The sequence below is a fragment of the Oleiphilus sp. HI0132 genome, assembly GCF_001635845.1.
The window spans coordinates 1-885 of the sequence record NZ_LWGJ01001704.1 but is presented as its reverse complement, the minus strand read 5'-3'; the positions used below and the strand labels follow the sequence as shown (position 1 = coordinate 885).

Genomic DNA, 885 nt, shown 5'->3' with positions numbered 1-885 from the left:
AAAAGAATTCCTCAAGATGGACGCTTTAACGTTAGGGTTAAGGCGCGGTCAGTGGATGTGCGTCTATCGACGATGCCTACGCAATATGGCGAGTCCGTGGTGATGCGTCTTCTTGATCAGACCGAAGGTATTCTGGGGCTGGACAAGGTAGGTATGCCCCCCAAAATACTCGAGCGTTTTAGAATCGCAGTGACACGTCCGCATGGACTGGTACTGGTAACCGGGCCGACGGGGAGTGGTAAAACGACCACTTTGTATGGCGCGCTATCTGAATTGAACAAACCAGAAGTAAAAATTATTACCGCAGAAGATCCGGTTGAATATCGTCTTCCGCGAATTACTCAGGTACAGGTTAACCCAAAGGTGGGATTGAATTTTTCTACCGTACTTAGGGCCTGTTTGCGTCAAGACCCGGATATTGTTTTGGTTGGTGAGATGCGAGACCAAGAGACCGCAGAAATTGGCTTGCGGGCGGCAATGACAGGTCATATGGTGATGTCGACCTTGCATACCAATGACGCGATTGGCAGTGCCATGCGTTTGATTGATATGGGCGCAGAGCCTTATTTGGTAGCGAGTTCTTTGGGCGGGGTGCTGGCCCAGCGTCTTATCAGACGGGTATGCCCGAACTGTGCGACCGAGTATCACCCAACGGAACAGGAGAGAATCTGGCTAGGTAGTATGGTCGCTGAAGGTGAAATCCTACCAGATAATTTCACTGTTGGAAGCGGCTGTTACCAGTGCAGTGATACCGGCTATAAAGGGCGAGTAGGTATTTACGAGTGGCTAGAAATGGATGATCGTACTTTGGGGGCGCTTCGTCGTGCAGACCCGGATGCCTTTGCTGAAGCTGCCAAGATGAATGCTTATTACGAGCCCTTGGAT

General features: G+C 50.5%; 1 protein-coding gene. It reads left to right on the top strand.

The genetic code is table 11. From position 1 onward, the window contains the following. Positions 1-6 precede the first annotated feature (6 nt). Positions 7-885 (top strand): GspE/PulE family protein (locus A3766_RS26160; RefSeq protein ID WP_369808660.1); only part of this gene is annotated, 879 nt, incomplete at its 3' end.